The 8,754-nt window shown below is 36.0% G+C and carries 8 protein-coding genes; all 8 read right to left on the bottom strand.

Annotated features, from left to right (window positions below):
• Positions 1–2,326: translation initiation factor IF-2 (gene infB / locus RT261_RS10300; RefSeq protein ID WP_313132301.1), on the bottom strand; the 2,326-nt coding region annotated here is incomplete at its 3' end.
• On the bottom strand, positions 2,304–2,723 hold the full coding sequence (locus RT261_RS10305) for a L7Ae/L30e/S12e/Gadd45 family ribosomal protein (RefSeq protein ID WP_313132303.1): 420 nt from the start codon (positions 2,721–2,723) through the stop codon (positions 2,304–2,306). The genes RT261_RS10305 and infB, both read right to left, overlap by 23 nt.
• Positions 2,713–2,988 (bottom strand): RNase P modulator RnpM, encoded by a 276-nt coding sequence (gene rnpM / locus RT261_RS10310; protein WP_313132304.1) that lies wholly within the window; start codon positions 2,986–2,988, stop codon positions 2,713–2,715. The genes RT261_RS10305 and rnpM overlap by 11 nt, the downstream gene beginning before the upstream one ends.
• A 126-nt stretch (positions 2,989–3,114) precedes the next feature.
• A complete protein-coding gene (gene nusA / locus RT261_RS10315) occupies positions 3,115–4,269 on the bottom strand; it encodes a transcription termination factor NusA (RefSeq protein WP_313132306.1) in 1,155 nt (384 codons plus the stop codon).
• Positions 4,270–4,309: 40 nt separating this feature from the next.
• Positions 4,310–4,777 carry a ribosome maturation factor RimP gene (rimP, locus tag RT261_RS10320; RefSeq protein WP_313132308.1) on the bottom strand — a complete coding sequence of 156 codons (468 nt, stop codon included), beginning with the start codon at positions 4,775–4,777 and terminating at the stop codon, positions 4,310–4,312.
• A 760-nt stretch (positions 4,778–5,537) separates the two neighbouring features.
• The gene (gene nagA, locus RT261_RS10325; RefSeq protein ID WP_313132310.1) at positions 5,538–6,746 is read right to left on the bottom strand and encodes an N-acetylglucosamine-6-phosphate deacetylase; all 1,209 of its coding nucleotides are present in this window, start codon (positions 6,744–6,746) and stop codon (positions 5,538–5,540) included.
• Between the two features lie 37 nt (positions 6,747–6,783).
• The gene (locus tag RT261_RS10330) at positions 6,784–7,554 is read right to left on the bottom strand and encodes a glucosamine-6-phosphate deaminase (RefSeq protein WP_313132312.1); all 771 of its coding nucleotides are present in this window, start codon (positions 7,552–7,554) and stop codon (positions 6,784–6,786) included.
• Between the two features lie 241 nt (positions 7,555–7,795).
• Complete coding sequence (locus tag RT261_RS10335; RefSeq protein WP_313132314.1) at positions 7,796–8,539, bottom strand: response regulator transcription factor; 744 nt, start codon at positions 8,537–8,539, stop codon at positions 7,796–7,798.
• Positions 8,540–8,754: the final 215 nt, after the last annotated feature.

Genomic DNA, 8,754 nt, shown 5'->3' on the forward strand with positions numbered 1-8,754 from the left:
GTGAGAATAAGCCATCTAAAGATAATTTTGCTTTTGTATCTGCCAGAAGTTTTTCTCTTCCCTGAGAAATATAAGTTTCTGCAATAGAACGGGCTTCTTTTTCTGTTTCGGTAGCCATAAAGATTTCACCGGCTTCCGGTACTTCATTTAAGCCAAGGATTTCTACAGGGGTAGATGGAGTGGCTTCCTTAACACGTCTTCCTTTATCATCCATCATTGCTCTTACTTTACCATATGAAGAACCAATAACAATGGAATCACCTACATATAAAGTTCCTTTTTGCACTAAGATAGTAGCTACCGATCCTCGGCCTTTATCTAACTCGGCCTCAATAACTACACCTCTGGCTTTTCTGTTCGGATTTGCTTTTAATTCAGCAAGTTCCGCTGTTAATACAATCATTTCCAGAAGCTGTGGGATACCTTCTTGAGTATGAGCTGATACAGGTACAAATACAGTATCTCCACCCCAATCCTCTGCTACTAATCCATATTCTGTAAGTTCTTGTTTTACTCTTTCAATATTGGCACTTGGCTTATCAATTTTATTAATTGCTACGATAATTTGAATACCTGCTGCTTTTGCATGGCTGATTGCTTCTATTGTCTGTGGCATAACACCATCGTCGGCAGCTACTACCAGGATTGCAATATCAGTAGATTGGGCTCCTCTCATTCTCATGGATGTAAAGGCTTCATGTCCTGGGGTATCAAGGAAGGTAACCTTTTCACCATTTACTTCTACTACGTAAGCACCAATATGCTGAGTAATACCGCCTGCCTCATGGGAAGTTACATTCGCTTTACGGATTGCATCCAAAAGGGAGGTCTTTCCATGATCTACGTGTCCCATTACGCAAACTACCGGCGGACGTTTTTCCAGTGTATCTTCATCTTCTTCGTCCTCTTTTAATAGCTCTTCAATAACATCTACCTTTACTTCTTCTTCCGCAATTATATCATATTCCAGTGCAATTTCTTCTGCCTCTTCAAATGTTATCTCTTGATTAATAGATACCATTTTACCGGCAAGGAATAGTTTCTTTACAAGAACTGCAGATGGAAATTTCATCTTATCGGCTAATTCTTTAATTGTAATAACCTCAGGAATCACAATTGTTTTAATTTCTTCTTCTTTTGGTTCTTCTACCTTAGGCTTAATAAACTGACCCTTTTTATAAGGTTTAATTGTTTCTAAAATATTACCTTCTTCAATATCTTTATGACCGTAATTCTTATTCTTAACATTTTTATTGGTTCTGTTATTTCTTGTAATTGCAGAATCGCTTCGGGACATTCCTAAAGGAGCATCAACCTTTTTCTCTGTTTTTCTGGCATCGTTTCTGCCCTTTTTACTAGCATAATTCTTAACATTATCATCTTTATCTTTATCCATAAAGTTAAAACCAGAATTATTATTTCTATTTTGGTAAGTGCTATTGCCACCGGTTCTGTTTTGATTATATCCACCCTGTCTGCCACCTTGAGAATTAGAATTATAAGAATGTCCTGGGTTTTGACTATGTCTGTCACTATTATTATATGAGTTCGTTCTACCTTGCTGACTATTCATTTGTTGATTTTGTCCATCCTGTCCCATTGGTTTATTCTGTCTGTATTGACCTTGATTCATTGGCCTGTTTTGTCCAGCCGGTCTTTGTCCATAACTGCCTGAATTATATTGACCGTTTCTGGACTGATTGTTTTGCCTTCCTTGGTTTGGTCTGTCGGCACTTTGATTTTGATTATTTCGTCTGAATTGATTGTCAGAACCTGTTTGATTCCCTTGTCTATTTTGATTATATTGAGAACCTTGCCTGTTCTGTCCTGGCGTTCTATTTTGTCCGTTTTGATTGGAGGAATTATGGAATCTATTCTGCCCGCTTTGTCCAGTCTGGTTACTGTATCTATTTTGATTGTTTTGCCCAAACTGATTCCCTTGTCTATTTTGTCCTCCCTGAGTGGAAGCCGGTCTATTTTGTCCTCCCTGTGAGGAAACCGGTCTATTTTGCCCTCCCTGAGTGGAAGCTGGTCTGTTTTGCCCTCCCTGAGTGGAAGTTGGTCTGTTTTGTCCTCCTTGTGGAGAAGCTGGTCTATTCTGGCTGCTTTGCACAGTCTGCTGATTAGAAGACATCTGACTGACAGCAGGTTTGTTTACTGGCCTTGCTGCCCCAAGAAAATGGTTTTTAACAAGATTCACTTGAGTATCTTCCAAGTTACTCATATGACTCTTAATCTCAACACCACTATCTTTTAAGTAGTTTATAATGTCTCTACTTTGTTTATCTATTTCTTTTGCTAATTCATATACTTTCATTTTCGCCATACTTACTACCTCCAAGGTTAGACTTGGTATCTGTATCCATACCGTCGTCTAGGTTAATTGTGTTCAGTTGCTTTTCTACCGCATCAGCCAAGCCTTTATCAAGAAGAACTAAAGATGCTCTGAATTCTTTCCCTATTGCATGGCCAAGGTTTGTCTTTTCACCAAAAAAGTAAATCGGCACTTTATAGTAAGTACACATATTGGTAAACATTTTTTTTGTATTATTTGATGCATCTTCAGCAACGATAACTAACATAGCTTTTCCTTCTTTGACAGCCTTTTCTGTCGTAAATTCACCGCTTGCCAGTTTTCCTGCTTTTGCCGCTAATCCAATATAAGATAATACTTTTTTTGTGGCAGTAGGCTGGAGCCCGGTACTTTCCTGCTCATGATTCAAGTCCAATCAACTCCTTTTCTAACTCCTCATAGACTTCTTGTGGAATACTCACCTTTAAAGATCGTTCTAATCCCCTATTTTTCACTGCTTTTCTAAAACATTCAGGTGAATTGCATATGTATGCACCTCTACCATTTTTTTTACCTGTTTTATCAATAAGGATTTCATCTTCCAGTGTTTTTATAACTCTTATCATTTCCTTTTTATTTTTCATTTCCCCACAGCCGGTACATTGTCTTTGGGGAACTTTTTTTGTAACACTCATTATTTATATCACCCTTACCTTTCAATGAGCCTTATTAATTATTTTCCGTACAATATAAAATACAATTGTCTTTTAAGGTTTTAAAACATTTCCTCTAATGAAGCTTTTTAAAAAGGTGGAAAATGCTTATTCCTTATCATAATTGTCTGAATATTCAGCATCTTCATACTCACCGTTATATTCAGTATCTTCATATTCATCCTTATAGGATTCGTTATACTCATAATTTGCAACCTGTGATTCGCTCTTAATATCAATCTTATAGCCGGTCAGTCTTGCAGCTAATCTTGCATTCTGTCCTTCTTTTCCGATTGCCAGTGATAATTGATAATCTGGAACGATTACTTTTGCACTTTTTTCTCCTTCTTCCACATAAACAGAGATTACTTTTGCGGGGCTTAATGCATTCTCTATTAATATAGCAGGATCATCACTCCAGTTAATAATATCTATTTTTTCACCGCGCAATTCGTTTACAATTGCATTTACTCTTGCGCCATTTAGACCAACGCAAGCTCCAACCGGGTCTACATCCGGATTATTAGTTGCTACTGCCATCTTAGTTCTGGAACCAGCTTCTCTTGCTATGCTTTTAATTTCCACCGTTCCATCTCTTACTTCGGTAACCTCTGCTTCGAATAATCTCTTTACCAATTCAGGATGTGTTCTGGATACGGTAATTCTTGGGCCCTTTGTAGTATCTTTTACTTCTAAAACATATAATTTAATACGATCTGTAGGTCTGAAATGCTCCCCTTTTACCTGCTCGTTCTCAGTTAGTACAGCATCTACTTTTCCCAAATTAATACTTATATTATCGCCTACATACCGTTGTACAATTCCTGTAACAACATCTTTTTCCTTACTGTAATATTGATGAAATAGTACTTTTCTTTCTTCTTCTCTGATTTTTTGTACTACTACCTGCTTTGCCTTTTGAGCTGCAATTCTTCCAAAATTTCTAGGGGTTACTTCCACATGAACAATGTCCCCCACACTGTTCTTAGGGAATTTTAAAATTGCTTCTATTTCACTTATCTGTGTAACAGGGTCTGTTACGGTTTCAACTATTTGACGCTCTGCATAAACATTGACAGCACCATTTTCTCTATTGATATTTACACGAATATTATCTGCTTTGCCAAAATGATTTTTACAAGCCGCAACTAAAGAATTCTCAATTGCTTCCAATAGAATATCTTTGCTTATGTCTTTTTCCTTTTCGATTTGATTTAGAGCTTCAATTAGCTCTTTATTGTTATTGTTGTTACTATTATTCATTTTTTGTTAATCCTCCTTTATATAATATCCCATCCGTTTTTTAAAAATCAAATGCAAGACGTATTAGTGCAACATTACTTCGCGGTATATCTATGGTACTTTCATCTTCCAATTCTATTGTAAATTTTTCATTATCATAATCTATTAAGAAACCAACATATTCTTTCTGCTTGTCAATGGCTTTATATAATTTAATTTCTACTTCCTTATCAAGGCTTCTTGCAAAGTCTTTTTCCTTTTTCAGCTGTCTGCCAAGTCCCGGGGAACTTACCTCCAGTATATAAGCATCCGGAATAAAATCCTTTTCGTCTAATAAATCACTAAGCTGCCTGCTGACCGCTTCACAATCGTCCACTGTGATGCCGCCTTCTTTATCAATAAATGCCCGCAAATACCAGTTACTGCCTTCTTTTACATACTCCACATCAACAAGTTCAAAATTATATTTTTGAATTATGGGTTCCAAAAGCTGTTCTGTTTTTTGTTCGTATTCTTCTTTCTTTGACATTTTTCCTCTTTCCTGCAGTTGATTTATAAAAGGACTTTTATTGCTGAATTATATTTTTATTAAGATATCTTTCTATCTCTAATAGTCCATTCTGCTATACTGCATATTTTCAAAAATATTCAGGTAAAAGTGTGAAGAATCTTCACACAGTGTAAATTGTTTCTTGACATAATACAAAGAGTGGACCTAAGTCCACTCCCTTCCGTTACTTTATCATGCTTACATTTGGTAATTATAGCACAATATACTTTATATTGCAAGCCATATTTAAATTTTTCCCAAACTAAGCAGTAAATAGTAAAGTAATAAGTAGCATTAATACTATTAAGTTAATCATATGGAATGAAGTGTCAGCCAGGCTGCCTGAATGTAGTACTTAATCTGCTATAATTATATATTTTATCAAAGAAGTCTTAAGTTTATACTAAATACACATATTTTCCCTGAATTTTTTAATACAGCAAAAGAATAGAGGCAGTGTCTTAATTCAAGATTAAGACCACCGCCTCTGTTTATTTTTATCTATTTTCTTCTTAATGATTGAGACATTCCAGTAAAAACAGCTCCTAAAACATGTGCTCCTGCAGTAGCAATTGCAGCTGCCACTGCTTCTGTTGCTACAGGGAATGGCATGGAATGGATGGATTCTTCCGGAATACACGAGTTCCCTCAAAAACTGTCTAAATTTAATAATTCATTTTACCCTTGGACATACTTTGTAGGACAACTAAATGCCTTTCTCATCTTTATCTCCTGTATTTTATTTCATATTTAACTTAATTTTTTCGATTTGATTCATGGTTATCTCCCCCTGAATCATAGTGAATTGAACACGAATATTTTCGTCGAACACAATAAGATCTGCATCTTTACCTGGAGTAATACTGCCTTTTGCCTGTTCGATTCTCATCACTCGGGCCGGTGAAAGGGTTATCATTTTAACAGCCTCTGTTAAAGGCACCTGAGCTACATTGACCATAGTACGCACCAAGCGGTCAGCAGTAGCTACACTGCCTGCAAACGCCCTTCTGTCCGGCAACTTTGCCACACCGTCTTCAACTATAACTTTCTGTCCTGTTAATTGATTACCCAGTACATATTCACCTTCCGGACATCCTGCTGCTCTCATAGAATCTGTTACAAGGCAAATTTTATCCGGGCCTTTCACTTTATAAATCAGCTTTAATAAGCTTTCTGGTAAATGCATTCCATCCGCAATCACTTCCACAAACATATCATCAATTAAATATCCGCTTTCTACAACACCAGCATAGCGAAATGAATTGATTCTCTTTACCATTGACATACCGGAATAGAAATGTGTCAATAAATTAAATCCATTTTCATATGCTCTGACCACATCTTCATAAATTGCATTGCTATGACCGATTGAACATATAATACCCTTTTTGCTCAGTTCTCTGCCCATTTCTAAGGCACCCGGTAATTCCGGCGCGATTGTCCAACGGACAATATCATTACTATAATCAATAATTTGAGTATAGGCTTCTTTCTGAGGATCCATTATATGCTTAGGATCTTGAGCCCCTCTTTGTTCCATAGAGAAGTAGGGTCCTTCCAAATGAATACCTAAAATATTGGGAATTCCTTTTGCATTTTTACTTTCCTTTACATAATCCAATGTGCGGAATAAATCTTCCATATTGCTGGTAAGTGTTGTAGGTACAATAGAAGTAGTTCCGTATCTCATATGAGCCCTGGAAGCTTCTATAATTGACTCAACACTGCCATCCATGAAATCGTGACCGCCCCCGCCATGGGTATGAATATCAATGAATCCGGGAGAAATATATTGCCCTTTTACATCGATAACCAAGTCTGTTTCACGAAACTGTATATAGTCACCTTCAATAATTTGTTCAATAACACCATTTTCTACAATAACTCCTGCATTTTCTATTATTCGAAGAGGCGTAATCACTTTTCCATTTATTAAAATTTTTCTCATATGCTTTCCCCTTAATTCTACTTACAAACTATTATAATTACTCTATCGGGAAGGAATCTTTATCCACATATAAAGTACAATTTGAATGTGTTCGAAGAATAGATGCCGGACAACCAGTTGTAACAGTCCCTCGTAATGTGTTATGTACTGCTTCCTTTTTATTAATTCCGGGAACCATACTAAATAAATATTCTGCCGATAAGAGAGCCGGAATAGTAAGTGTTACTGCATGGGAAGGAACTTCATCTAGACTGCTAAAACAACCGTCATTTACCTGCTGTTGTCTGCACATTTGATCCAGTTCTACTATCTTTACTTTTTTAGGATCATTAAAATCTGCTACTGGCGGATCATTGAATGCAATATGTCCATTTTCTCCAATACCTAAACACACAATATCAATTCCTTGTTCTTCCAATAATTTGGTATATCTCTCACATTCTTTATCAGGATCAGCCTTATCCGGCATGATTAGATGTACTTTTCCGGGCTTTACAATATCAAATAAATATCTTCTTAAAAAGCCGCTGAATCTTTGAGGTGCCTCTAAGTCAAGACCAATATATTCATCCATGTGAAAGGCCTCGACTTTTTCCCATGGAATATCTTTTATCTTGATTAATGTATTTAAAAACTCACTTTGAGAAGGTGCCGCTGCAAATACCATACGTATTTTATCTTTTTTTTGTAATAAATCTTTTATAGAAGCTGCCACATCATAAGCTGCCGCTATTCCCATCTGTTCTCTTGTTGAATATACCTGTAGTTGTAGTTGATCGATTTTTTCAGTATAGACATGTTTATACATACAAACCTCCTTATTACGTAATGAATAATCTCTTTATAAATTAACTAATTAATCCAAAGTACTATTTTTAGAATAAATCCCTTGTTTCTAATTTGCTTTAAAAAACATGAGATTCGTTCATTCCCTTTTTATAAAACAGATATAAATTTACTAAGTTAAATTCTCAAATGTTGATTGTAAAGTGAATTAGATTGTTTATTTTAACAAATCTAACTTTCAAAGCTTAAGGGGCATAATTTCTCTAATCGTTACTCTTTCCCTCCATTACCCTTATCCTGTATTCCCGTGGAGAAAGCCCAAAATGCTTTTTAAATGCTTTTGAAAAGCTTCTCGGATCTGTATAACCTACACGACAACAAATTTCAGAGATAAGGCATTCAGGATTTCTTAGCATCAGCCTGGCCTTTTCCATGCGAACCTGTGTTAAGTAATCAGAAAAATTCATATTTGTTTTCTTCTTAAACAGACGGCTGATATAATGCAGGTTTAGATGAAACATTTCTGAAATAACTTCCAAACTTGCTTCTTCATAATTATCATCAATATATTTTTTTATCTGTTCAACAATCCCTAAGTACTCTTCACTCTCCTCTAAGTCTTCCTTATTCTCTTTATCAAGCTCTATGCGGACTTCGGAGAAGACCTGCTTTAGTTCTTCATATTTTGTTGGTTTTAGAATATAGTATCTTACTCCATAACGCATACTTGACCTTGCATAATCAAATTCTCCATGTGCACTTAACAATACTATCTTTATATTTAATTTGTTATCAAATATATATTTTGCCACCTCAATTCCGGTAACATGAGGCATCATAATATCAATTAACAGTGCATCGATTTTATGCTCATTAAAAAAATCAATGGCTTCCTTTCCATCTGCACAGACACCGGCCACTTCAAAACCTTCCTGTTCCCATGGAATATAATTTGCTAAGCTTGTACGAATGGTAACTTCATCATCAACAATGAGTAATTTATACATGGTAATCCTCCATACTTCCAATGTCCGCGAATTTGGCGCAAGCACAGACTATCTGCCTTTTTGCAAAATTTCCTCTTTAAAGGTATCGATATCTATAATGGTTCCTTCTTTTCTGGAAACCTCTGCTGCAAATGCCATAACGTGACTTTCAACGGATAGAGCTGCACTTGTTCTGGCACTCTTCCAATTCCCCTTCTGTAGAATACTCACTATAT

The organism is Anaerocolumna sp., assembly GCF_032079385.1.
Taxonomy (GTDB): Bacteria; Bacillota; Clostridia; order Lachnospirales; family Lachnospiraceae; genus Anaerocolumna.

Excerpts from the sequence above, each read along its gene's own strand:
- nagA (WP_313132310.1), bottom strand. The coding sequence starts at position 6,746 with ATGAGAAAAATTTTAATAAATGGAAAAGTGATTACGCCTCTTCGAATA.
- RT261_RS10335 (WP_313132314.1), bottom strand. The coding sequence starts at position 8,539 with ATGTATAAATTACTCATTGTTGATGATGAAGTTACCATTCGTACAAGC.
- rnpM (WP_313132304.1), bottom strand. The coding sequence starts at position 2,988 with ATGAGTGTTACAAAAAAAGTTCCCCAAAGACAATGTACCGGCTGTGGG.
- rimP (WP_313132308.1), bottom strand. The coding sequence starts at position 4,777 with ATGTCAAAGAAAGAAGAATACGAACAAAAAACAGAACAGCTTTTGGAA.
- nusA (WP_313132306.1), bottom strand. The coding sequence starts at position 4,269 with ATGAATAATAGTAACAACAATAACAATAAAGAGCTAATTGAAGCTCTA.
- RT261_RS10330 (WP_313132312.1), bottom strand. The coding sequence starts at position 7,554 with ATGTATAAACATGTCTATACTGAAAAAATCGATCAACTACAACTACAG.